Consider the following 23,079-nt stretch of genomic DNA (forward strand, 5'->3'; position numbering starts at 1 on the left):
AGCGTTGGCTCAAAACGTGCAGGTGATGAGAGGGCGTTTGGAGTGGGTCAGCGGGCCGGGAGACTCTCGGCGGCGGCCTGGACGGCCTCGCGCAGCGGCGTGGTGGGGCGGCCGAGCAGGGCGCTGAGGTCGCCGCTGGTGACCAGGAGATCGCCGCGGGCGATGCCGAGGTCGCTGTCCGCCAGGATGGCCGCGTACGGCTCGGGCAGTCCGGCCCCTACGAGAACCTGGGCGTACTCTTCGGCGGGGAGGTTCTTGTATGTCACGGGCTGTCCGGACGCTGCGCTGACTTCGCCGGCCAGCTCGCTGAGGGTGAAGGCGTCGTCGCCGCCCAGTTCGTAGACCTTCCCTGCCTGCTCGTCCAGCAGGAGTACCGCGGCCGCCGCTGCCGCGTAGTCGGCCCTGGCCGCTGCGCTCACCTTGCCGTCGCCGGCGCTGCCGAGGACGGCGCCGTGCTGGACCTGGAGCGGGAGCTGGCCGGTGTAGTTCTCCAGGTACCAGCCGTTGCGAAGCAGGGTGAAAGGGACCCCTGAATCGCGAAGTATCCCTTCGGTAGCGATGTGCTCGGCGGCCAGCTGCATGGCGGTGGTGTCCGCGTTGGCAATGCTGGTGTAGGCAATCAGCCCGACGCCGGCCTCCTTGGCCGCTTCGACCGCGTTCCGGTGCTGTTCCACGCGCTGCCCCACCTCGCTGCCCGAGACCAGCAGGACCTTGTCCGCTCCCGCGAACGCCTGCCGCAGCGACTCCGGCTGGCTGTAGTCGATGCTGCGGACCTGGACGCCGCGCTCGCCGAGATCAGCAATCCTGTCCAGGGTCCTGCCTGCGGCCACAATCTGCTCCGCGGGAACCCCGCTGTCCAGCAGGGATTCGACGACGAGCCGGCCGAGCTGGCCGGTGGCTCCGGTGATGACGATGGTCATGATGGTCCTTTCTGAGGTGACTGTCAGTGGTGCCAACTCCGCCCGTTCCCGATTACTTCCCAAAAGAGAGTACGCACTTTAAGGTAAGGTACTGGCATGGAGGTAAGTACCCCGGCAGCCGTATCCGCATTTCCCTTCGCCGATGGCATTTTCCCCGCGGGATGCCCCAGCCGGACCGTGCTGGACCACGTCACCAGCAAATGGGGCGTGCTGATTCTGGTGGCCCTCTCAGAAGGGCCCCAGCGCTGGAGCGAACTGCGCCGCCGTGCCGAAGGCATCAGCGAGAAGATGCTCGCCCAGACACTGAAGACCCTCGAGGCCGACGGGTTCGTCCGCCGGGATGCCCAGCCGGTCATCCCACCCCGGGTGGACTACAGCCTCACCGGCCGCGGCCACGAGCTGGCGGCCCTGCTGCTGCCGCTCGTGGCCTGGGTGGCCGAGCATGCCGAGGCGATCGTGAACCGCACACAGTCTTAAGCCAGCGCCGGCGGATCCCCGAGCCCCACGCCTGGTCTTGAATTTAGGTTACCTAACTATTAGGATACCTAAGTATGGAACCCGAGAATGACCCGCGGCTGCAGCAACTCGCCCAGGACTTCCGGGAGGCGCTGCGCCACGGCGTGTATCTGGTCCGCCGCCTCGATGCAGACGGTGAGCTTAGCGCCGCCCAGCTGAGCACGCTGAAAATGCTGCTCGACGGCGGCGTCCGTGTGGGGGAGATTGCCAGGAACCTGGGCGTCCGGGTACCGAGCGCCACGGAGCAGATCATCAAGCTGGAAAAGGCCGGCCTGGCCCGCCGCGAGGCGGATCCGGATGACTCCCGTGCCGTCCGTGTCGTGCTGACCGCGGAAGGCCGCGACGCCGTCGAACTGGCAAACCGGCGCCGGAACGCCGTGATGGCCGGCATTCTCGAATCCCTCACCGACGACGAAAGACGGGCCCTGGCGGACGCCCTCCCGGTGATCGAAAAGATCAACAGCGCGGTTCAAAACTAACGAGCCTTTCAAGACTGACTGGCGCTTCAAAACCGACACACTTAGGAGTTCCCTCCATGGACGGCCAGCTCGCAGACACCCTGCAGGCACCACATTCCACCCTCGAGGCCGAGAAGGCCTCATTCCTCAAACAGCCCAAGGCGGTCTGGGCCACGGCGCTCGCGGCCGTATTCGCCTTCATGGGCATCGGCCTGGTGGACCCCATCCTGCCGGCCATCGCCAGGAACCTGGACGCCAGCCCCAGCCAGGTGTCACTGCTCTTCACCAGCTATTTCCTGATCACCGCAGTGGCCATGCTCGTCACCGGGTTCATCTCGTCGCGCATCGGCGGCAAGCGAACCCTGCTGGCCGGGCTGGCCGTGATCGTGGTCTTCGCCTCGCTGTCCGGCCTGTCCGGCAGTGTCGGGGAGCTGGTTGGCTTCCGTGCCGGCTGGGGATTCGGCAACGCCCTCTTCGTGGCCACCGCGCTTGCGGTGATTGTCGGCGTGGCCAGCGGCGGTGCGGGCACGGCGATCATTCTCTATGAGGCCGCCCTTGGCCTGGGCATCTCGCTGGGGCCGCTCCTGGGCGCGCTGCTCGGGGGCTGGCAGTGGCGGGCCCCGTTCTTCGGCACGGCGGCGCTGATGGCGGCGGCCTTCATTGCACTCACCGCGCTGCTTCCGAAAACCCCGTTGCCCGCACGCAAGGTCAGCCTTGCCGATCCGCTGCGGGCCTTGGGCAACAAAGGGCTAAGAACGACGGCGGCCAGCGGCCTGTTCTATAACTACGGCTTTTTCACCGTGCTCGCCTTTACCCCCTTCATCCTGGGCATGGACGCCTACGGCATCGGCGGTGTGTTCTTTGGCTGGGGTGTTGCTGTCGCCGTCTTTTCGGTCTTCGTGGCCCCGGCGCTGCAGAACCGCTTCGGCGCCACCAGGGTGCTCCTCGGCACGCTTGCCCTGTTGATGCTGGACCTGGCAGGCCTTGGCCTGGCCGCCGGCCGCTCGGTTCCCGCCGTCGTTGCGCTGGTGGTGGTCTCCGGCGCGCTGCTGGGCATCAACAACACCATCTACACCGAGCTGGCCATGGGTGTCTCGGACTCGCCGCGCCCGGTGGCTTCGGCGGGGTACAACTTCGTCCGCTGGATGGGCGGCGCACTGGCTCCGTTTGCCGCCGCGCAGCTTGGCGAGCATTTCGGTCCGCAGGTGCCCTTCTTCGCCGGCGCGGTGGCAATGGTTGTGGCCATGGCCGTGGTGGCCGCCGGGCGGCGATACCTCACGGCCCACGAACCGCACGTGGTCTAAGAGCCTGCGGCATACAGAAAGACGCCCACGTTCCCGGGACACAGTCCGCAGGGAGCATGGGCGTCTTTCGTTTCATGCCGGAGGAGCCAAGAGCCGGTCAGACCTTGACGGACCCCTTCGGAACAAACAGGGTCTCAGCCTGTTCCAGCGACATGCCGTTCGTCTCCGGCACCTTGTACATGACGAAGAAGAACGATGCTGCTGCGAAGAGTGCGTACATGGCGTACGTCAGCGGCAGCGAGACCGCGGCCATCACGGGGAAGCTCAGCGTGATGGCGAAGTTGGCGATCCACTGGGCGGCGGCGGCCAGGCCCAGGGCGCGGGCACGGATCCGGGCCGGGAAGATCTCGCCCAGCAGCACCCACACCAGCGGGCCCCAGGAGGCGCCGAAACTGATCACGAACACGTTCGCAGCCACCAGGGCAACGGGTCCCCATGCGCCGGGCAGCGTGATGTCGGAGCCGGTGCCCGTGGCAGACGCGAAGGCCAGGGCCATGGCGCCGAGCGAAACTGCCATGCCAACGGAGCCGGCCAGCAGGATGGGGCGGCGGCCGATCCTGTCCACGAGGGCGATGGCCACGAGGGTGACCAGGATGTTGGTGATGGACGTGGCCACCGAGATGGCCAGCGAGTCCTTTTCCTGGAAGCCAACGGCCTTCCAGAGCGTGGTGGAGTAGTAGAAGATCACGTTGATGCCCACGAACTGCTGCAGCACGGACAGGGTAATGCCGATCCAGACCACTGCCTGCAGCCCGAACGACTTGCCGCGGAGCGAGCCCTTCCTGCCGGCGAGCTGGTCCTCCTCGATCGCCTCGCGGATTTCACGCAGGTGGCGGTCGGTGTCCTCATCGGGTGCGATGGAGTCGAAGACCTTCCGGGCCACGTCCTCCTTGCCCTTGACCACCAGGAAGCGCGGGGACTCGGGCAGCGTGTAGGAGATGACGCCGTAGAGCACGGCCGGAACGGCGGCGGCCAGGAACATCCAGCGCCAGGCCTCGATGCCCAGCCAGAAGACCTGGTGCGCTCCGCCGGCAGAGGTGGCGAACAGGGCGTCGGACAGCAGGGCGGCGAAGATGCCGGTGGTGATGGCCAGCTGCTGCAGCGACGCGAGCCGTCCGCGGACCTGCCGGGGCGAAATTTCGGAGATGTAGGCCGGCGCGATCACCGAGGCCAGGCCGATGCCGAGCCCGCCCACCAGGCGCCACGCAATGAGGTCCCAGACGCTGAAGCAGAAGCCGGTGCCGATGGCGCTGACCAGGAACAGCAGGGCACCCAGCTTCATGGCGGGGATGCGGCCGTAACGGTCCGCCACCTTGCCGGCCAGGTAGGCGCCGGCCGCGCAGCCCAGCAATGCCACGGCCACGGCGAAACCGGTCACGGCCTCACCCAGCGCGAACTCGTCCTTCATGGCATCCACGGCGCCGTTGACCACGGAGGAGTCAAAGCCGAACAGGAAGCCGCCCACAGCGCCGGCAAGCGCCAGCCAGATCACCCGCTTGGGGATCTTGGCGTTTGTTTGCTTGTCGGTGGACATGGTTCTCCCTTGGTTTGGGGGTGGGTGGATGCGGTGCAAACGTCGTCGGCTGCGGAAACCGGCCCTGTCGGCCGGCGCACACGCGCCTAACAGTGTGCCACGTCACCGCGCGCTGATCCACTTCGGGACGGAGGCCGACGACGGCGGGCGGTCCCGCCGTCGTCGTCGGTTTGGTGCCGCTTGCGGCGCGTTTCCAAGGGAAAACGAAACGGCAGGCACCTTCGAAAAGGTGCCTGCCGTGACGCAGGTGCTGGAAGCCGGGGCCTAGTGGGCGGCCGCGGGCTCCTTCATGACTGCCTTGGGGTCGGTCAGTTTCTTCTTCGGCAGCGCGAAGCTGATGAGGAAGGCGATGCCGGTGAGGATGGCGGCGGTGAGCATGACGGCGTCGATCGACTGCGCAAATCCCTCGGTGATGGGCCTGGTGAGAACCGGGTTCGCCGAGTGCAGCCAGCTGGTGTCGTTGAGGGAGTCGTTGCTGGCGCCGTTCTTGAAGAAGTCGTAGAGCTTGGCGTTGGCGGGATCGGCGGCGACCGCGGGGTCCTGGAGGACCTTCACGTAGTCGGCGTTCTGCATGGCGTCCTTCATGCCGTTGGCGATCTTGTCCGCGGCCAGGCTGAACAGCATGGAGATGAAGACGGCCGTGCCCACGGCGCCGCCCATGGAGCGGAAGAACGCGGCGGTGGAGGTGCCCACGCCCATGTCCTTCGCGGGCACGGAGACCTGCATGGCAAGGGTCAGCGGCTGCATGCAGAAGCCCAGGCCCAGGCCGAAGAAGACGGCGATCAGTCCGGGGACCCAGAGGTCGGTGTCAGCGCCGAGGGACAGCCCCATGACGACGGCGGCGGTGGTCAGGATGGCCGTGCCCAGGATGGGGAAGATCCGGAAGGTGCCCGACGCCGAGATGGTGCGTCCGGCGGTGATGGAGCCGGTGAGGATGCCGATGGTGAAGGTGATCATCATCAGGCCGGCCTCGGTGGGCGTGAGGCCCTTTACCAGTTGCAGGTACATGGGCAGCATCGCGATGGCGCCGAACATGCCGATGCCGATGATGAAGTTCAGCAGAGAGGACAGCCCGAAGGTGATGTTCCGGAACAGGCGCAGCGGGATCAGCGCGTAGTCCCCGGCGCGCCGCTCGGCCAGCAGGAACGCAGCGATGCCGACGACGCCCAGGCCGTAGCAGATGAAGGAGTTGGCCGACGTCCAGCCCCAGCTGCGGCCCTGTTCGGCGACGAGCAGCAGCGGCACGATGGCCAGGGTGATGGCGGCGGCGCCCCAGTAGTCGATCCGCTGCTTGACGTGCTTGGCGGGCAGGTGGAGGTAGAGGAACACCACCACCAGCGCGGCCAGGCCGATGGGCAGGTTGATGAAGAAGACCCAGCGCCACCCGTCGAAACCCAGGATGCTCTCGGAGCCGGCGAAGGCGCCGCCCACCACCGGGCCGAGGACCGAGGAGATGCCGAAGACGGACATGAAGTAGCCCTGGAACTTGGCCCGGTCCTTGAGCGGGACGATGTCGCCGATGATGGTCAGCGCAAGGGCCAGCAGGCCGCCGGCACCCATGCCCTGGATACCGCGGGCGATCGCCAGCTCGGTCATCGAGTGCACCGAACCCGCATACAGCGAGCCGGCCAGGAAGATGACGATCGCCGCGAGGTAGAGCGGGCGGCGGCCGAAGATGTCGCTGAGCTTGCCGTAGAGCGGCGTGGTGACTGTGGACGTGATGAGGTACGCGGTGGTGGCCCACGCCTGGAGGGACAGCCCGTCCAGGTCGTTGGCGATGGTGTAGATCGACGTGGACACGATGGTCTGGTCCAGCGAGGACAGGAACATGCCGAGCATCAGGCCCACCATGACGGTGATGGTCTGCCGCTGCGTCAGGGCCTCTCCGGGTGCGGGTCCTGCGGTGGTTTTGGACATGGGTGCTCCAGGGTCACGGGAAAGGGGGATCGCATTTGATAGTTGCTTTCAGTAACTATGTTACTTGCTCCTTTGTTCCCCGGAACAACGGAAACTTTTTGGTGCTTTCTCAGCGCTCGATGAGGATGCCGTCCGGATCGCACCAGATCGTGGCGCCGGTGCGGATGGTTACGCCGTCGATCAGCAGGTCCACGTCGGTCTCTCCCGCGCCGGCCTTGGCGCTCTTGCGCGGATTGCTGCCCAGCGCCTTGACGCCGAGGGGCAGTTCGGCGATCGCCTCACGGTCGCGGATGGCACCGTTGATGACGACGCCGGCCCAGCCGTTTTCCACGGCGCTCGCCGCGATCAGGTCCCCCATCAGTGCGGTCCGCAGGGAACCGGCGCCGTCGACGACGAGCACGGCGCCATTGCCGGGGGTGGCGAGGATGCTCTTGACGAGGGCGTTGTCCTCGAAGCAGCGCACGCTCCGGACCGGGCCGCTGAAATGCGTGCGGCCGCCCAGGGACTGGAACTGCAGGGCGATGGAGTCAAGTTCCTCGCCGCGCTCGTCGTAGAGGTCGGCGGTGTTGACGGCGGAGTTGGCAGGCGAAGCGGTCATTGGTTCTCCCAGGCTCTCGAATCAGGTCCGGCTGATGGCTCCCACGATAGTCTGATTCCATCATCACGATGTTCCAGGGGGAGCCGCTATGAGCCTGTCCGACATACCCGGTGCGGTGCCCGATCCCGGCCTGGTGGGCTCGCGGAGGTCCGCCGCGCTCGCTGAACCGACGCAACGGGTCAGGTCGCTCTGGATTACAGGCGTGGTCCTGGTCAACCTCGGCATCAACGCGGCGTTTTTCGGTCCCATCCAGGTGCTCCTCGGACAGCAGGCGGAACATTTCGACCCCGGGCAGAAGGAAGCCATCCTCGCGCTCGTCACCGGCGCGGGCGCGGCCGTGTCTCTGGTGGCCAATCCGCTCTTTGGCGCCTTCAGCGACCGCACGGTGTCCCGGTTCGGCCGGCGCGTGCCGTGGGTCCTGGCGGGCGCCGTCCTCGGTGCCGCCGCGCTCGTGGGGCTGGCGGGTGCGCCGAACGTCGCGGTGATGACGCTGCTCTGGTGCCTGGTCCAGGCCGGCTGCAACGGCGCCTACGCCGCGATCACCGCGGCCGTCCCCGACCGCGTCCCCGTTCCCCAGCGTGCCACCGTCGGTGGCCTGGCGGCGATGGGGCAGACGGCCGGAATCCTCGTTGGCGCGGTGATCGCCGCCGTCGTCAGCGGAAACTTCGTGCTGGGGTACTTCATCTGTGCGGCGGCCCTCGTGGCCGGCGTCGTGATGTATCTGGTCAAAAGCGACGACGACCCTTTCCCGGCAGGTGCCGCCCAGCCGCTGAGCTGGGCCGGCTTCCTGCTCGGGTTCATCAGGCCGCTGCGGCACCCTGACTTCGCCTGGGCGTGGATCACCCGGCTGCTGGTCAACATCGGCAACCACATGGTCACCCTGTACCTGCTCTTCTTCCTCGCGGACGCGGTGCACCTGAAGGAGACCACCGGCCTCGAACCCGCCTTCGGCGTTCTGGTGCTGACCGGGCTCTACGCCGTGTTCGTGATCATCACCAGCGTGGTGGGCGGCCGGCTCAGCGACAGGATGGGCAAGCGCAAGCCGCTGGTCATCGCCTCGTCCGCGATCATTGCCCTGGCATCACTGATCCTGGCCTTCGCGCCCACCTGGACCGGGGGCATCATCGGTGCGAGCGTGCTCGGCATCGGGTTCGGCGCGTACCTGGCCGTGGACTTCGCACTCATCACCCAGGTGCTCCCCAACGCCGCCGACCGGGGCAAGGACCTGGGCGTCATCAACATCGCCAACTCCCTGCCACAGGTCATCGCCCCGGCGCTCGCGTGGCCGTTCGTTACGCTTTGGGGCGGCTACGTGTCCCTCTATGTAGCCGCCGCAGTCATCGGCCTGCTGGGCGCCGTGTTCGTGGTGAAGATCAAGGGCGTCGACTAGCTGTTTAGAACACGGCAGTGAAGCCGCCCCAGCCGCTGCCGACGAGGGCCTTTCCCTTGAATCCTGAGCTGTGGTCCAGGCCATGGGTGGAAACGTATCGTCCGTTGCCGTAGTACATGGTGAGGGCGCCGGAGCCATTGATTCCCCAGATGTCTTCGTCGCCGTCGCCGTTGAAATCGCCGGCGGAATCGAACCGGCGCACGCCGCCCCACCCCTGCCCGATCTGGTAGTGATGACTCGGGGCGTCCAACGCGAACTGCCCCCTGCCGTTCCCAGGGAAGAGGCGAAGAAAGCCGGCGGCGTCGCGGCCGATGACATCAACCTGGTTGGAACCAGAGAATTTGGCAGAGGCTGCGATCGGATTCATCTCGCCCCAGCCCGTATCAATGACGGACTTGGCCAGCCACCCGCCGCGGCCGTTGCCCGGGTAAAGCCAGATCCGGTTGGACGCGTCGCGGGCGATGATGTCGTTGTTGCCGTCCCCGGTGAAGTCGCCCGGCGCGATGAGGTCCTTGAATCCACCCCATCCGACGCCGACCTGGACCTTCTTCAGCCAACCGCCTTTTCCGTTTCCGGGGTACAGGAACAGCCGTCCGGACCGGTCCCGGGCCATCACATCATTGTTGAGGTCGCCGTTGAAGTCGCCGGTGGCCATCAGCTTGCAGGAACCAGCAGCGCCACCAAGGCAAGGGCAACAAGCAGCCCCAGCCCTCGGCGTAATTTCGTGACCGGGCCAGCACCCGGACTGCCGCCCGGACCCGACCCGACGGCAGCGCACACGTGCGCGCGGACGGACGGCAAGACAGCAGAAAAAGACCCCAAATTTCCCCCAATGAGACCCGAACCAAGACCGGAAACGGAGCCGGACGGACACAGCCGGACGAGACCAGTGAGATGAGACTACTCTGAGCCGCAGACATTGTGGGACTTCCTCCCCCGACGTCGGAAAAACGCAACCGCCAGCACCCGCCGGTCAGCTTCCGCTCTCAGGTAACCCAAAGGATTGGTGCCGTATAGTTGGAGTGCGAATCGCGGCAGGACCGGGAATGGGGCTCCTCCTGACTGCACCAGGATCTCAACCTCCGGACTGATGATGCTTGACTCTATGCTTGATCTTCCGCCCATGGCCGCCCCGCCTTCCCTTCCCCGGCAGTTGCGCCGCTATAACCGGATCCTGGAGGTTGCCGCCGGCTTCGCGCGGAAGGGCCTCAAGGCCGTAACCCTCTCGGAAGTCGCCGCCCAGGCCAACGTTCCGCTCGGCACCCTGTACCGCTACTTTCCCTCCGCCACACACCTGATGCTGGCCCTGTACCGGCACCAGCTCGGCGAGCTCAAGACGGGGACCGGGCCGGGGGCCGTCCGCATCCATGCGCTCTCGGGCGTGGCCATGGAGATCTTCCACATGCGCGTCATGCAGCCTGCCGTTGAGCAGTGCCTGAGCCAGGGCGTATACGTCAAGGACCGGGACACCACGGGCCTGCTGCGCGATATCGACTCCCTGGCGGAGCGCGCCCTTACCGCCGTGTGCGCCGAGGCGGCTGTCGCCCGGGTCCTGCTGCTCACCGTAACCGGTCTAGTCCAGTCGGTGCGGTGCCGGCGGCTTTCACTGTTTGAGGCCGAGGAGGACCTCAAGAAGGCGTGCTCCCTGCTGATGCCGGCACCCCGTCTGGCGCGGAGTACGGCGTAACTGGTCTAGACCGATGGGGTCATAAAAGGGGCCCAAGCGGTGAAATGAGCCACATCTTCGCTCAAAATCTGCTTTATTCGGCCAAATGGGGCCAGTTTGGCGGGAAGTGGGCCTTTGTCCTGTCTAACATTGGACCACCGGAGTGGCCAGTACCCCGCACCTCCCCAGGCTTTCCGGCGGAACCCGCACCCTTGGGCCGCCAGCAAAGCGCGTACCTGACCATCTTGAGCCCGCATGCTCGAGCCATACTGTGCCGTGCGCCCACGGCTAGCCACAGGAGACAACGACGTGTCCACTGAAACCATCGCTCCGAATGACACCAGCGCAGCCGCAGAGCTGACTGACCAGGAAATCTTCGCTGCCCACGAGGGCGGCAAGCTCTCCATCGCCAGCACCGTTCCGCTCAGCAACAAGCGCGACCTCTCCATCGCCTACACGCCCGGCGTGGCCCAGGTCAGCCGGGCCATCCACGCTGACCCGGAGCTCGCCAAGAGCCACACCTGGGCCCAGCGCCTCGTGGCCGTCGTCAGCGACGGCACCGCCGTCCTTGGCCTGGGAAACATCGGTGCCAGCGCCTCGCTGCCCGTCATGGAGGGCAAGTCCGCCCTGTTCAAGGCCTTCGGTGAGCTGGACTCCATCCCGCTGGTCCTCAACACCACCGACGTGGACGAGATCGTGGAGACCCTCGTCCGGCTGCGCCCCAGCTTCGGCGCCGTCAACCTCGAGGACATCGCCGCCCCGCGCTGCTTCGAGCTGGAAGAGAAGCTCATCGAGGCCCTGGACTGCCCCGTCATGCACGATGACCAGCACGGCACCGCCGTCGTGGTCCTCGCCGCGCTCACCGGCGCCGCCAAGGTCACCGGCCGGGGGCTCGAGGAACTCCGCGTGGTCATCTCCGGCGCCGGCGCCGCAGGCATCGCCATCGCCGAGATCCTGCTCACCGCGGGCATCGAGGATGTGGTGCTGCTGGATTCGCGCGGTGTGATCAACTCCGCGCGTGCCGACATCGCCGCCGACCCCGCCAGCAAGAAGGCCCAGATGGCAGAGCGCAGCAACCCGCGCGGCATCTCCGGAGGCCCCGGGGAAGCACTGCTGGGTGCGGACGTCTTCGTGGGCGTCTCCTCCTCCAAGCTGGAGGAGGAGCACCTGAAGCTGATGAACCACAGCTCCATCGTGTTCGCACTGTCCAACCCGGACCCCGAAGTCCTGCCCGAGGTCGCTTCGAAGTACGCCGCGGTGGTGGCCACCGGCCGCAGCGACTTCCCGAACCAGATCAACAACGTCCTGGCGTTCCCCGGCATCTTCCGTGGCGCCCTCGACGCCGGTGCACGCCGCATCACCCCAGTGATGAAGGTTGCCGCGGCCCGCGCCATTGCCGAGCTGGCCGACGACAAGCTGTCCGCGTCCTACATCGTGCCCAGCCCGCTGGATCCGCGTGTGGCGCCTGCCGTCACGGCCGCGGTTGCCGCGGCAGTCGAAGCCGAAGCCAACTGAGGCTGAGCGGAACAAAGGCCGGCTAAAGCGCCGGCCGGGACGGGCTCACTGATGGCCCGACGGCGGTGCCTCCTCTGCCGGGGAGGCGCCGCCGTCGTCGTTCCCGGCACGGTCCGCGCCCGGCGGACTGCAGAACTGGCCCCCTAGACTGGGGGCATGAACGCCCAAACCCTCGTGACCGTTCTGTGTGGCCTCGCAATCCTGGTGGGCGTTGCCGGCACCGTCATCCCGGTCCTGCCGGGCAGTTTCCTGATCGGCCTGAGCCTGCTGGCGTGGGCAATCTGGGGCGGTGAGGGCGTCACCGGCTGGGTGGTCTTCGGTGTGGGCATGGTGTTTGTGATGGCGGGCATGGCGGCCAGCGCCGTCCTCGCCGGCCGCAAACTCAAGGAGCACCGGATTCCCAGCCGAAGCGTCGCGCTCGGCGTGGTGCTGGGCATTGCCGGCATGTTTGTCATTCCCGTGGCGGGCCTGTTCGTGGGCTTTGCTGCGGGCCTGCTGCTCAGTGAAGTCCAGCGCACGCGGAACCTTCGAGCGGCGCTGACGTCCAGTTGGGCGGCCCTGAAGGCGACCGGGCTGGGAATGCTCGCGGAGTTCGGCCTGGCCTGCCTCGCCGCCAGCACCTGGGTGGTGGGCGTGTGGGTGGGTGCCGCTTCGGCGTAGTTCCGGCCCGCCATTAGCATGGAGGAATGAGCGCGGGGCAGTTTCCAGGACCGATCTACCGCGACACGCGCGACCTCACGCCCTTCGGCGGCGGCAGGGTCCGCACCCCCGTCCGCGAAATGGCCGAGGGCATGGGCGGGCTCATCCACGGAATGCTCGGCGGCGGGGACTCACGGATCAGCGTGGACGGCAGCGTCCCGCGGCTCAAGCTGCTGCCCGGAAAAGCGGCCAGGACCGTCTACGACGCCATCTTCTCCAACACCGACCCCAACCGGCTCATCGCGGCCGGCCGTGCCTATCCCGGCTGGGCCGGACTCTGCTGTGTGATGGCCGGACTCCTTGCCTACAGGCAGGGCGGCTACCTGCGTGCCGCGGAGCTCCTGCAGCGCGGGCTTTCCATAAGGAACGACGACGAGGCCAACCAGTTTGCCGCCAGTTACCTTACGCGGGTGGTCACCCGGGTGGAGGTGGCGGAGCGCATCGTGGTCCCGGTGCTGTTCAGCGAGGAATCGGTTTTCCTTGCGCTGTCCCATTCCCTTCGGGAGACGGGACAGACCGAGGCGGCCCTGGAAACGCTGGTTCGGCTGCCGCCGTCGCTGCCCACCGCGCTGGCGAGGTGCGCACTCGCCGCCGCCCTGGGCCGGGACCAGGAGGTGGTCGTCTGGACCGAGGGGCTGATGAACGCCGACGACCTCTGCGCCGCACTGCTCCTGGTGCGCGCACGTTCGCTGCGCCGGCTCGGTGCCCACACCCAGGCCCAGCAGGCACTGAAGGAAGTCCTCCGACGGCCGAAGACCAGCATGTCCCTGCGCAACGACGCCCTGACGGACCGCGCCCTGCTGCTGCTGGACAACGGACGGAAATCCCTCAACCCGCGGGAATGGCAGCGCGGCAGGCAGGCGGAGCTCGAAACCTTTGAGGTCATCCGCAAGGATATCGAGGCGCGTCGGGCGTGGGAACAGAAATGGAAGCAGTTCGGCGGCGACTGAGAGGGCGCACGCACTTTTCTGGGTGCCGGCTGAATGCGCGACGACGGGGACCTTGTTAGCATGGCGCACATGCTCCTGTGACTGGAGTCACAGGAGTGGCGGCTCGATGACCTCAAGGGGTGCCCCATGGTGAATCCGTTGCAATGGCCTGTTCTGCGTCAACTGCGTGAAAACGATCCCACGGGCAGGCACCATGCGGTGAAATCCCGGGCAACGGAGAATCTCACGGCACGGATCGAGACGGCAGACCGGGTAGTCCCCTCCGTGTGCCCGTTCTGCGCGGTCGGCTGCGGCCAGAACGTCTATGTCAGGGACGAGCAGGTCATCCAGATTGAGGGCAACCCGGATTCGCCCATCAGCCGGGGGCGGCTGTGCCCCAAAGGTTCGGCATCACTGCAGCTGACCACCGGAGACTCCCGCGAGAAGTACGTGCTTTACCGGCGCCAGCACGGCACCGCGTGGGAGCGGCTGGATCTGGACACTGCCATGGACATGGTGGCCCGGCGCGTTGTTGATACCCGCCGGGAGACATGGGAATGGGAATCCGAGGACGTTCGCACCCGCCGCACGCTGGGCATTGCCAGCCTGGGCGGGGCAACCCTCGACAATGAAGAGAACTACCTCATCAAGAAGCTGTTCACGGCCCTGGGCATCGTCCAGGTGGAGAACCAGGCGCGGGTCTGCCACAGCTCCACGGTCTCGGGCCTGGGCACCAGTTTCGGCCGCGGCGGATCAACCACCTACCTTCAGGACCTGCAGCGCGCCGACTGCATCCTTATCCAGGGCTCCAACTTCGCCGAGGCACACCCGGTGGGGTTCCAGTGGGTCATGGAAGCCAAGGAGCGCGGCGCGAAGATTATCCACGTGGACCCCAGGTTTTCCCGCACCAGCGCCCTCGCCGACACGTTCGTGCCCATCCGCGCCGGAACCGACATCGCATTCCTGGGCGGCCTCGTCAACTGGGTCATCACCCATGAGGCATACTTCCGCGAGTACGTCGTCAACTACACCAACGCGGCCACCATCATCAAGGGCGAGTTCCGCGACACGGAGGACCTCGACGGGCTGTTCTCGGGCTTCGACCCGGACGGTCCGTCCTACAACACCGACACCTGGCAGTACGAGGGAGGTTACGCCGCCGCATCGTCGGGCGAACGGGACTCCGAGGAGCAGGGGGAGGGCAGCTCGGTGGGTGAAGCGTCGCACGCGCAGTCCCACGGTTCCGGCGGTCCCGCGGTGCACGGAAAGTGGCACCGGGACGAGTCGCTGCAGGACCCCCGCTGCGTTTTCCAGATACTGCGCCGCCACTATTCCCGGTACACGCCTGAGATGGTCGAACAGATCTGCGGCGTGCCGCAGGAGCTGTTCACTGAGGTGGCCGAAGCGCTGACCGCCAACTCAGGGCGGGAACGGACCACTTCATTCGCCTACGCCGTGGGATGGACGCAGCACACCACCGGGACGCAGTACATCCGCGCGGCCTCCGTCCTGCAACTGCTGCTGGGCAACATCGGCCGGCCCGGCGGCGGGATCATGGCGCTGCGGGGGCACGCCAGCATCCAGGGCTCCAGCGACATCCCGACCCTCTTCGACCTGCTGCCCGGATACCTGCCCATGCCGCACGCGAAGCAGCACCTGAACCTTGACGGCTACATCGAGGCGGACTCCGCAAGGCGGGGCTTCTGGGCGAACATGGATGCCTATATGGTGAGCCTGCTGAAGGCCTGGTGGGGTGACGCGGCCACCGCGGACAACGACTTCTGCTTCGACTACCTGCCCCGCATCACCGGCAGCCATAGCACCTACGACACCGTGATGGCGCAGCTGGACGGAACCTGCAAGGGCTATTTCCTCATGGGCGAGAACCCGGCCGTCGGCTCCGCCAACACCCGCCTGCAGCGCGCCGGGATGGCCAAGCTCGACTGGCTCGTGGTGCGGGACTTCTCCCTCATCGAAAGCGCCACCTGGTGGAAGGACGGCCCGGAGATCGCCACCGGGGAAATGCGCACCGAGGACATCGCCACCGAAGTCTTCTTCTTCCCGGCCGCGGCGCACACCGAGAAGGCCGGCAGCTTCACCAACACCAACCGGCTGGTGCAGTGGCGCGAACAGGCGGTGGAGCCGGACTCTGAACGCCGCAGCGACCTGTGGTTCATCTGGCACCTCGGCAACCGCATCCGCAAGCTGCTCGCCGACTCACCCGACGACGCCGACCGGCCCGTGCTGGACCTGACCTGGGACTACCCGGCCACCGGCAGCCAGGACGAGCCGGACGCGGACGCGGTCTTCGCCGAGATCAACGGCAGCGCCGCGGACGGCAGCCCCCTCTCCGCGTACACCCAGCTCAAAGCCGACGGGTCGACGTCGTGCGGCTGCTGGATCTACTGCGGCTGCCGGGCTGACGGCGTGAACCAGGCGGCCCGCCGCAAACCCCACACGGAACAGAGCATTTCCAGCCGCGAATGGGGCTGGGCGTGGCCGGCCAACCGCCGGGAGCTCTACAACCGCGCCTCCGCGGACCCCGAAGGGCGGCCGTGGAGCGAGCGGAAGAAACTGATCTGGTGGGATGCCGAGGCGGGCAAGTGGACAGGGGACGACGTTCCGGACTTCGAGCCGGCCAAACCACCCACGTACCGTCCCGGTGACGACGCCACGGGGCCGGACGCCCTGTCCGGCACCGACCCGTTCATCATGCAGGCAGACGGCAAAGGCTGGCTCTTCACCCCGGCAGGCCTGGTGGACGGTCCAATGCCGACGCACTACGAACCGCAGGAATCGCCCTTCGATAACGCGCTCTACGCCCAGCAGCGGAATCCTGTGCGGAAACTCCTGCCCCGGGAAGGCAACCGCTACCAGCCCAGTGGCCGGGAGCACGGCGCCGAGGTGTACCCGTTCGTGCTGACGACGTACCGGCTCACCGAACACTTCACGGCCGGTGCCATGACCCGCTGGCTGCCCTACCTGGCCGAACTGCAGCCGGAGTCCTTCTGCGAAGTATCCCCCGAACTCGCCGCCGAGCGGGGGCTGGCGCACAAGGGGTGGGCCACCCTGGTATCCGCCCGCGGGGCTATCGAGGCCCGGGTTCTGGTGACGGGCCGGATGAAGCCGCTCACGGTGCAGGGCCGGACCGTGCACCAGATCGGCATGCCCTACCACTGGGGTCCGAACGGCCTGAGCCGCGGCGATGCGATGAACGAGCTCTCCTCCATCGCCATGGACCCGAACGTGCACATCCAGGAGGTCAAGGCGCTGACGGTGGATATCCGCCCCGGTCGCCGGCCGCAAGGCCCTGCCCTGCCCGCCCTCGTCGAGGAATACCGGCGCCGGGCCGGCATCAATGAGCACACCGGCCAGGAAGGAATCAAGGCATGAGCGTCACGCAGCTGGGAATGCCCACCATCGGCGCCCCGAGTGAAGCACGCAAGGGCTTTTTCACCGATACAAGCCTGTGCATTGGCTGCAAGGCGTGCGAGGTGGCCTGCAAGGAATGGAACTCGCTGCCCGCGGACAAGCCCCTGGAGCTGACCGGCCAGTCCTTCGACAACACCTCCGCACTGGGGGCCGACACCTGGCGCCACGTTGCCTTCATCGAGAAGAAAGTCCCGGCCGCGGAACCCGCAGGCGCCGAGGGGATCAGGTGGCTGATGTCCTCGGACGTCTGCAAACACTGCACGCATGCCGCCTGCCTGGACGTTTGCCCCACCGGTGCCCTCTTCCGCACCGAACACGGCACCGTCGTCGTCCAGCAGGACATCTGCAACGGCTGCGGCTACTGCGTCTCGGCCTGCCCCTACGGCGTGATCGACCAGCGCCCGGCTGACGGCCGCGTCTTCAAGTGCACCATGTGCTACGACCGGCTCGGAGTCGGCGAAGAACCTGCCTGCGCGAAGGCATGCCCGACCCAGTCCATCCAGTACGGCGAGCTCGACGAGCTGCGGGAACGGGCCGACGCCCGCGTCGCCGAACTGCACACCCGCGGGCAGGACGAGGCGAGGCTGTACGGGCGGGACCCGGACGGCGGCGTAGGCGGCGACGGGGCGTTCTTCCTGCTGCTGGATGAGCCCGAAACGTACGGGCTGCCGCCGGACCCGGTGGTGACCACCCGCGACCTGCCCGTGATGTGGAAACGTGCCGCAGCTGCAGCCGCCGGACTGCTGGCCGGGGCCGCCGTCGCATTCTGGGGAGCCAGGAAGTGAGCCCGCGCCGGGTGCGCGAGGAGTTCACCTCCTACTACGGCCGCCCCATCCTGAAGGAACCCACCTGGGAGGCGCGGGACATTGCCGGCTACATCTTTGCCGGGGGCCTGGCGGCGGTTTCCTCGATGCTTGCGGCAGGCGCACAGCACAGCGGCCGGCCGGCCCTCGAGCGGCGGGCCAAGATCACGGCGCTGACCGCGATCTCAGCCTCTGCAGCGGCCCTGGTGCATGACCTGGGCCGCCCGGAGCGGTTCCTGAACATGCTGCGCGTGGCCAAGCCGACCTCACCAATGAGCGTCGGCTCCTGGATCCTGACCGTGTACGGTCCCCTGGCCGGAGCCAGCGCGCTGTCCAATGTCTTCGGCATCCTGCCAAAGGCGGGCCGTGCCTGCGGGGTGGGCGCTGCCCTCTCCGGCTCAGCCGTGGCCACGTACACCGCCGTGCTGCTGGCGGACACCGCGGTCCCCACCTGGCACGACGCCCACGAAATTCTGCCGTTCGTGTTTGCCAGCTCCGCCGCGGCGTCGGCCGGCGGCATGGCCGCCGCGCTGGCCCCGGTTGCCGAGACGGGTCCAGCCCGGCGCATGGCGGTGGGCGGGGCGCTGCTGGAAACAATCCTGAGCCTGAAAATGGAACGCAGCGGGCATCTCTCCACCGAAACATTCCGGCAGGGGCGCGCGGGCACGCTGATGCGGCTGGCCAAGGCCTTCACCATCGGCGGCGGCGTGGGATTGGCCCTGGGCGGAGGCCGCTCGCGCGCCGTCAGCACGGTGGGCGGACTCGCTGTGGCGGCCGGGTCCGCCTTGCTGCGCTTCGGTGTTTTCGAGGCCGGCAAGGCATCCACACGGGACCCGAAATACGTCGTTGTCCCGCAGCGCGAACGCCTCGAGGCGGGTGGGGCAGCCCGCGGAACCGGCAAGACTGGAACCCGAGTAGGAGCAAACGTGCCATGACTGACGCAATCAGGCAGTGGATGGAAAAGTACATTGCGGCGTGGACCTCTAACGATCCCCAGGACATCGGCGCCCTCTTCACGGAGGAGGCCGTGTACGCCACGCGGCCCTACGACCCCGACCCGTGGCACGGCCGGCAACAGATCGTGGAACGCTGGATCGGCTCAGCGGACCAGCCCGGGGACTGGAGGTTCGAGTGGTCCCTGCTGGGGGCCGACGGCGACCTCGCCTTTGTGCAGGGCCGCACCACGTACCTTGATGACCGGCCCAACTATGAGAACCTGTGGGTGATCCGGCTCGGTCCGGACGGCCGGGCGTCCGGCTTCACCGAGTGGTTCATGGAGCAGAAAATCTGACCGGGCCGGCTTTGAGGGTGTCTAGGCGAACCGGGCCAAGGCCGGAAGCAGCTGTTCTGACAGCAGCGCGGCGCCCAGGACCACCATGATGATGCCGCTGGCCAGTGTGACCCTGCGGGCTGCGTCCGGCCGGGACTGCAGCAGTTTCCGCGAGAGCAGGGCCACGCAGGTGTACACGAGGGCCGCGAGCAGCACGAAGGTCAGGCCCAGCAGGCCGGACTGTACCGGCACCGGCAGGGCCGCGTCGGCGCTGACGAACTGCGGCACCAGGGCAAGGAAGAACAGCAGCCCCTTGGGGTTGATGCCGCTGGTCCCCATGCCCTGGAGGAAGGACCGGACGTGGTTCTGCCCCGGATTTCCGACTGCGGCCGCTGCGGTGAAGCTCGCACCGCGCCATGACCGGAGGGTGACGGTTCCCAGCCACAGCAGGTAGACGGCGCCGGCCACCGTGATCCAGCCGAGGAGCCCGGGCATGCTTGCCAGCACGGCGGCCAGCCCCGCGACCATGAGGATGGTGTGCAGCACGTAGCCGCTGCACAGCCCCACAACCGCGGGCACGAAACTGCGTCGGCCGAGCCCGGCGGTGATGGAGTAGGCCCAGTCCACTCCCGGGGTGCAGGCCAGGGCGGCTGCGACCACGATAAAGGCGAGGAAAAGCTGGGGATTCATGGGCTGGCTCCTGCGTTTTTGGCTGTACGAAAAGCCTAGGCAAAAGCGCGCCAGATGTGCTCTCAAATTTCGCGCGGATCGCGGCCCGTGGAGTAAGATTTTTGCGTGATCGACCATATTGACAGAAGTATATTGCGTTACCTCAAGGAGGACGGCAGGATCACTGCCACGGCGCTGGCCGCGAAGGTGGGGCTGACCGTAGCGCCCTGCCACCGGAGGCTGCGGGACCTGGAGCAGTCCGGCGTGATCCGCGGCTACAAGGCGGACATTGACCCGGCCGCCGTCGGGCTTGGCTTTGAGGCGATTGTGTTCGTAACCCTCCGGCAGGTGGACCGCCCGACCATGGAGATCTTCGAGAACCGGGTGGCGGAGAACCCGAACATCGTGGAGGCGCAGCGGCTGTTCGGTTCCCCCGACTACCTGCTCAAGGTGATCGCGGCGGACCTGCCCTCCTACCAGCGCTTCTACGACAGTGAGCTGACGGTCCTGCCGGGGGTGGAACGGCTGACCTCAACGCTCGTGATGAAGAACCTGAAATCCAACGCGGGCCCGCCGGTGTAACCCTGCCGTCCAAATAGCACGGACAAACATTTGGGGCCCCTGATCCGTGTGGATCAGGGGCCCCAAATGTTCGCTCATGCTGGACTGTCTCCCCTGCTCAGCGGGGGTTCAGCACGACGTTCTGGAAGGCGCCCTTCCCGGTGCCGGTGTGGAGCCAGAGGGCCCCGTCAGCCGACACGGAAATGACGTTCGGGTTGCCGGTCCCGGCGAAGCGGCCCACGCTGGCGAACGTGGTGAAGGCATTCCAGCCGGTGCCCAGCTGCGTGCGGGCGAGGAAGCCGGAGGCGCCGCTGCCGGGGTAGAGCCAGAGAGTGCCGTCCGAAGCCCGGGCCATCAGGTCGGCCTTTCCGTCGCCGTTGAAGTCATTGCCCGCGACGACCTGGGTGAAGCCGGCCCAGCCGGACCCGACCTGCTTCCGGGCGAGGAAGGCACCCGCGCCGTTGCCGGGGTAAAGCCACAGCTTGCCGTCCGGTTCCTGGGCGAGAATGTCCGTCTTTCCGTCGCCGGAGAAGTCGCCGGGAGCGATGATCCGGGCGAACGCCTGCCAGCCGGAACCGATCTTCTTCGGTGTCTGGAAAACGCCCGTCCCGTTGGTGGGGTAGAGCCAGAGCGAACCGTCGGGCTTCCGGGCCAGAAGGTCAGGGCCGCCGGCGCCGTTGAAGTTGCCGGCGGACACCACCTGGTTGAAGACCTGCCAGCCGGAGCCGATCTGCCGGGACGTGCGGAATCCGCCCGAGCCATTGCCGGAGTAGAGCCGCAGGACGCCCTGGGCGGTGCGGGCCAGGACGTCGGGCTTGCCGTCGCCGTCGTAATCGCCGGCCTCCCAGACCTGGCTGAAGCCGGCCCAGTCGACGCCGATCTTCAGCTTGGTCGCGAAGCCGCCGACGCCGTTGCCCGCATACGCGGTGATGGCACCGCCGGTGCCGGCCGACAGGATGTCCGTGAGCCCGTCGGACGTGAAGTCCTGGCCGGCGATCAGCTCAGTGTTGGCCCATCCTGTTGCCAGGGTCCGGCGGGCCAGGAAGCCCCCGGTTCCGCTGCCCGGGTACAGGTAGACGGTCCCGGTGCTGGAGCGGGCGAGCAGGCCCGGGCCCGTGGCGAGCCCACCCGCCGCGGTCAAGGCGGTGAAGCCCTGCCAGCCGGAGCCGATCTGTGTGGACGCCAGGAATCCGCCGGTGCCGTTGCCGGGGTAAAGCCACAGCGTTCCGTCGGCGCGCATGGCCAGCAGGTCGGCGCGCTTGTCGCCGTTGAAATCGCCGGGTGCGATGACGCGCCTGAAGCCCTCCCAGCCGGAGCCGATCTGCGTGCGGGCCAGAAAGCCGCCGGTGCCGCTGCCGGGGTACAGCCACAGTGCCCCGTTGGACGTGCGGGTAATGAGGTCCGTCTTTCCGTCCCCGTTGAAGTCGCCGTTGCCGAGGACCATGTTGAACATGTTCCATCCGGTGCCGATCTTCACTGCCGTGCCGAGCTTGTTTCCGCCCAGGCCGGGGAGCAGCAGGAGCGAGCCGTCCGCTTCGCGTGAGACCATGTCCGGGCGTCCGTCGCCATTGAAGTCGCCGGCGGAGAACTGGATCCTGGTGTGCAGGGCAAGGTCGGCGTCGATGGTCACAGTGGCCGAGGTGGCCGTGACGGCGTTGATGGTGACCCGGGTGCCCGCATGCGTGATGAACGTACTGCCCGTCTGCCAGGTGTGGTTGGTGGCGTAGTAGCCGCTGAACGGAATGGTGGACGGCATCAGCGCCAGCGAGGACGAGGGCGTGGCGCCGCCGCGCTGAACCACCTTGACGCCCCGGTTGCCCGCGGGCCCGCTGGCCAGGTAGGCGTCGTAGCCGGCTGGCTGCCGGAGCTCCAGGTAGTAGACCTCCTTGCTGACCGGGTCGGTGAACTTCACCGCGCGGTACGCCAGCTTCGTGTCGCCCCAGGGCTTCAGCGTGTAGCTCTTGACGCCGGAGGCCACGCCCAGGTCGCGGATATCGGTGGCGGCACCCAGGCCCTTGGCGTCCCAGAACGGCGAACTGATCACCGGCATGTTGTAGCTGGACAGGCCCATCAGGTCGGTGCTGTCGCCGTATTCCCGGATGTAGCAGGAGGAATCGGTGAACTGTCCGGTGCTCGTGGTGCCCACGTCCGACACGCCGCTGCTGCACTGCAGGGCGTCGGCGTGCATGGACCCCAGGACATGGCCGAACTCGTGGGCGATCACGCTGTTGGTGAAGCCGCTGATCTGCGGCATCAGCACCCGTCCGCTGTTGCCGGTGCTGCTGAAGCCCGCGCCGAGGGCGCCGCCGGAGAGCGTTGCGCTGGGAACGAAGATCACCAGGGCCTTGTTGGCGCTGTAGGTCCACTTCAGCTCGGTGGTGATCTTGTTGATCATGTCGTAGTAGGAGTCCGTCGACCTCGCCGTCTTGGAGGCCAGGGTTGCCCGTTCGGTCACGGTCATGGAAATGCGGCCGCCGGACATCGCCTTCCAGTAGTTGCTGGAGGCCGTCACGGCCGCTTCCGCCTGGGCCATCGGAACCACTGCCTTGTTGTCCAGCAGTGTGGCGACGACGACCTTGACCGACATGGCCGCGGCTGCGGTCCCGCCCGCCTCAGCCTGCAGGGCCAGGCCGGCAGGCGGCCCGTCCGCCGGCACGCCAGGAGCGGACTCGTACCCGTGGTGCACCTGCTCCGTTCCGGACTGGACCGGCAGCGCCGTGCCGGTTCCCGCGGGATCTGTGGCTGCCGATGCGGTGCCGGGAAGCGAGACGAGACCCGCGGCGAGAACCAGCAAACCCGTGGCCGACGCGATTGAACGGGAAAAAGAGCGCATTAAGTTCCTTATTGAGACCGACCCCCGGCGGAGACCCTGAGTGAACGTTGCATCCGCCGCGAGCC

Annotated in this window: 20 protein-coding genes; 13 read left to right on the top strand and 7 right to left on the bottom strand. The window is 67.3% G+C overall.

Annotated elements, in window-relative coordinates:
* Positions 1-47 precede the first annotated feature (47 nt).
* The gene (locus ACFRAH_RS13540; protein WP_377991404.1) at positions 48-920 is read right to left on the bottom strand and encodes an SDR family oxidoreductase; all 873 of its coding nucleotides are present in this window, start codon (positions 918-920) and stop codon (positions 48-50) included.
* 96 nt (positions 921-1,016) lie between these two features.
* On the opposite strand from ACFRAH_RS13540, the gene ACFRAH_RS13545 reads away from it, so the two are divergent.
* From ACFRAH_RS13545 to ACFRAH_RS13555, 3 genes are all read left to right on the top strand, one after another.
* Complete coding sequence (locus ACFRAH_RS13545) at positions 1,017-1,397, top strand: winged helix-turn-helix transcriptional regulator (RefSeq protein ID WP_377991405.1); 381 nt, start codon at positions 1,017-1,019, stop codon at positions 1,395-1,397.
* A gap of 74 nt (positions 1,398-1,471) precedes the next feature.
* Positions 1,472-1,915: a MarR family winged helix-turn-helix transcriptional regulator gene (locus ACFRAH_RS13550; protein ID WP_377991406.1), complete on the top strand. Its 444-nt coding sequence runs from the start codon at positions 1,472-1,474 to the stop codon at positions 1,913-1,915.
* A gap of 56 nt (positions 1,916-1,971) precedes the next feature.
* Positions 1,972-3,198, top strand: a complete 1,227-nt coding sequence (locus ACFRAH_RS13555; RefSeq protein ID WP_377991407.1) for an MFS transporter — start codon at positions 1,972-1,974, stop codon at positions 3,196-3,198.
* Positions 3,199-3,295: 97 nt separating this feature from the next.
* On the opposite strand, the gene ACFRAH_RS13560 is transcribed toward ACFRAH_RS13555, so the two are convergent.
* The 3 genes from ACFRAH_RS13560 to rraA form a co-directional block, all read right to left on the bottom strand.
* Entirely contained in the window at positions 3,296-4,732 is a 1,437-nt protein-coding gene (locus tag ACFRAH_RS13560; protein ID WP_377991408.1) for a sugar porter family MFS transporter, read from the bottom strand.
* A 264-nt stretch (positions 4,733-4,996) separates the two neighbouring features.
* Positions 4,997-6,649, bottom strand: coding sequence for an MDR family MFS transporter (locus tag ACFRAH_RS13565; RefSeq protein WP_377991409.1), 1,653 nt, complete (start codon positions 6,647-6,649; stop codon positions 4,997-4,999).
* A 109-nt stretch (positions 6,650-6,758) separates the two neighbouring features.
* A complete protein-coding gene (gene rraA, locus ACFRAH_RS13570; protein WP_377991410.1) occupies positions 6,759-7,247 on the bottom strand; it encodes a ribonuclease E activity regulator RraA in 489 nt (162 codons plus the stop codon).
* An 88-nt stretch (positions 7,248-7,335) separates the two neighbouring features.
* On the opposite strand from rraA, the gene ACFRAH_RS13575 reads away from it, so the two are divergent.
* Entirely contained in the window at positions 7,336-8,637 is a 1,302-nt protein-coding gene (locus ACFRAH_RS13575; protein ID WP_377991411.1) for an MFS transporter, read from the top strand.
* 4 nt (positions 8,638-8,641) lie between these two features.
* Here ACFRAH_RS13575 and ACFRAH_RS13580 read toward each other — a convergent pair whose 3' ends face one another.
* Positions 8,642-9,292 (bottom strand): FG-GAP repeat domain-containing protein, encoded by a 651-nt coding sequence (locus tag ACFRAH_RS13580; protein ID WP_377991412.1) that lies wholly within the window; start codon positions 9,290-9,292, stop codon positions 8,642-8,644.
* Between the two features lie 438 nt (positions 9,293-9,730).
* Between ACFRAH_RS13580 and ACFRAH_RS13585 the strand changes: the two genes are divergently transcribed.
* From ACFRAH_RS13585 to ACFRAH_RS13620, 8 genes are all read left to right on the top strand, one after another.
* A complete protein-coding gene (locus tag ACFRAH_RS13585) occupies positions 9,731-10,324 on the top strand; it encodes a TetR/AcrR family transcriptional regulator (protein WP_377991478.1) in 594 nt (197 codons plus the stop codon).
* A gap of 288 nt (positions 10,325-10,612) precedes the next feature.
* A complete protein-coding gene (locus ACFRAH_RS13590) occupies positions 10,613-11,818 on the top strand; it encodes an NADP-dependent malic enzyme (RefSeq protein WP_377991413.1) in 1,206 nt (401 codons plus the stop codon).
* 156 nt (positions 11,819-11,974) lie between these two features.
* Complete coding sequence (locus ACFRAH_RS13595) at positions 11,975-12,478, top strand: DUF456 domain-containing protein (protein WP_377991414.1); 504 nt, start codon at positions 11,975-11,977, stop codon at positions 12,476-12,478.
* A 26-nt stretch (positions 12,479-12,504) separates the two neighbouring features.
* The gene (locus ACFRAH_RS13600) at positions 12,505-13,467 is read left to right on the top strand and encodes a hypothetical protein (RefSeq protein ID WP_377991415.1); all 963 of its coding nucleotides are present in this window, start codon (positions 12,505-12,507) and stop codon (positions 13,465-13,467) included.
* Positions 13,468-13,593: 126 nt separating this feature from the next.
* Entirely contained in the window at positions 13,594-16,839 is a 3,246-nt protein-coding gene (gene fdh / locus ACFRAH_RS13605; protein ID WP_377991416.1) for a formate dehydrogenase, read from the top strand.
* On the top strand, positions 16,836-17,663 hold the full coding sequence (locus ACFRAH_RS13610) for a 4Fe-4S dicluster domain-containing protein (protein WP_377991417.1): 828 nt from the start codon (positions 16,836-16,838) through the stop codon (positions 17,661-17,663). The genes fdh and ACFRAH_RS13610 overlap by 4 nt, the downstream gene beginning before the upstream one ends.
* Positions 17,660-18,616 carry an NrfD/PsrC family molybdoenzyme membrane anchor subunit gene (nrfD, locus tag ACFRAH_RS13615; RefSeq protein ID WP_377991418.1) on the top strand — a complete coding sequence of 319 codons (957 nt, stop codon included), beginning with the start codon at positions 17,660-17,662 and terminating at the stop codon, positions 18,614-18,616. The genes ACFRAH_RS13610 and nrfD overlap by 4 nt, the downstream gene beginning before the upstream one ends.
* Complete coding sequence (locus ACFRAH_RS13620; RefSeq protein ID WP_377991419.1) at positions 18,613-18,972, top strand: YybH family protein; 360 nt, start codon at positions 18,613-18,615, stop codon at positions 18,970-18,972. The genes nrfD and ACFRAH_RS13620 overlap by 4 nt, the downstream gene beginning before the upstream one ends.
* Positions 18,973-18,993: 21 nt before the next feature.
* Here ACFRAH_RS13620 and ACFRAH_RS13625 read toward each other — a convergent pair whose 3' ends face one another.
* The gene (locus ACFRAH_RS13625; protein WP_377991420.1) at positions 18,994-19,641 is read right to left on the bottom strand and encodes a LysE family translocator; all 648 of its coding nucleotides are present in this window, start codon (positions 19,639-19,641) and stop codon (positions 18,994-18,996) included.
* A gap of 105 nt (positions 19,642-19,746) precedes the next feature.
* On the opposite strand from ACFRAH_RS13625, the gene ACFRAH_RS13630 reads away from it, so the two are divergent.
* Positions 19,747-20,202 (top strand): Lrp/AsnC family transcriptional regulator, encoded by a 456-nt coding sequence (locus ACFRAH_RS13630; protein ID WP_377991421.1) that lies wholly within the window; start codon positions 19,747-19,749, stop codon positions 20,200-20,202.
* Positions 20,203-20,299: 97 nt separating this feature from the next.
* On the opposite strand, the gene ACFRAH_RS13635 is transcribed toward ACFRAH_RS13630, so the two are convergent.
* A complete protein-coding gene (locus ACFRAH_RS13635) occupies positions 20,300-23,014 on the bottom strand; it encodes an FG-GAP-like repeat-containing protein (RefSeq protein WP_377991422.1) in 2,715 nt (904 codons plus the stop codon).
* Positions 23,015-23,079 lie beyond the last annotated feature (65 nt).

Origin of the sequence: Arthrobacter sp. NPDC056727 (assembly GCF_042790555.1) — a bacterium.
GTDB lineage: Bacteria > Actinomycetota > Actinomycetes > Actinomycetales > Micrococcaceae > Arthrobacter.

Coding starts and splice junctions, on each gene's coding strand:
- ACFRAH_RS13540 (WP_377991404.1), bottom strand. CDS start 920: ATGACCATCGTCATCACCGGAGCCACCGGCCAGCTCGGCCGGCTCGTC.
- ACFRAH_RS13545 (WP_377991405.1), top strand. CDS start 1,017: ATGGAGGTAAGTACCCCGGCAGCCGTATCCGCATTTCCCTTCGCCGAT.
- ACFRAH_RS13550 (WP_377991406.1), top strand. CDS start 1,472: ATGGAACCCGAGAATGACCCGCGGCTGCAGCAACTCGCCCAGGACTTC.
- ACFRAH_RS13555 (WP_377991407.1), top strand. CDS start 1,972: ATGGACGGCCAGCTCGCAGACACCCTGCAGGCACCACATTCCACCCTC.
- ACFRAH_RS13560 (WP_377991408.1), bottom strand. CDS start 4,732: ATGTCCACCGACAAGCAAACAAACGCCAAGATCCCCAAGCGGGTGATC.
- ACFRAH_RS13565 (WP_377991409.1), bottom strand. CDS start 6,649: ATGTCCAAAACCACCGCAGGACCCGCACCCGGAGAGGCCCTGACGCAG.
- rraA (WP_377991410.1), bottom strand. CDS start 7,247: ATGACCGCTTCGCCTGCCAACTCCGCCGTCAACACCGCCGACCTCTAC.
- ACFRAH_RS13575 (WP_377991411.1), top strand. CDS start 7,336: ATGAGCCTGTCCGACATACCCGGTGCGGTGCCCGATCCCGGCCTGGTG.
- ACFRAH_RS13580 (WP_377991412.1), bottom strand. CDS start 9,292: ATGGCCACCGGCGACTTCAACGGCGACCTCAACAATGATGTGATGGCC.
- ACFRAH_RS13585 (WP_377991478.1), top strand. CDS start 9,731: ATGCTTGACTCTATGCTTGATCTTCCGCCCATGGCCGCCCCGCCTTCC.
- ACFRAH_RS13595 (WP_377991414.1), top strand. CDS start 11,975: ATGAACGCCCAAACCCTCGTGACCGTTCTGTGTGGCCTCGCAATCCTG.
- ACFRAH_RS13600 (WP_377991415.1), top strand. CDS start 12,505: ATGAGCGCGGGGCAGTTTCCAGGACCGATCTACCGCGACACGCGCGAC.
- fdh (WP_377991416.1), top strand. CDS start 13,594: ATGGTGAATCCGTTGCAATGGCCTGTTCTGCGTCAACTGCGTGAAAAC.
- ACFRAH_RS13610 (WP_377991417.1), top strand. CDS start 16,836: ATGAGCGTCACGCAGCTGGGAATGCCCACCATCGGCGCCCCGAGTGAA.
- ACFRAH_RS13620 (WP_377991419.1), top strand. CDS start 18,613: ATGACTGACGCAATCAGGCAGTGGATGGAAAAGTACATTGCGGCGTGG.
- ACFRAH_RS13625 (WP_377991420.1), bottom strand. CDS start 19,641: ATGAATCCCCAGCTTTTCCTCGCCTTTATCGTGGTCGCAGCCGCCCTG.
- ACFRAH_RS13635 (WP_377991422.1), bottom strand. CDS start 23,014: ATGCGCTCTTTTTCCCGTTCAATCGCGTCGGCCACGGGTTTGCTGGTT.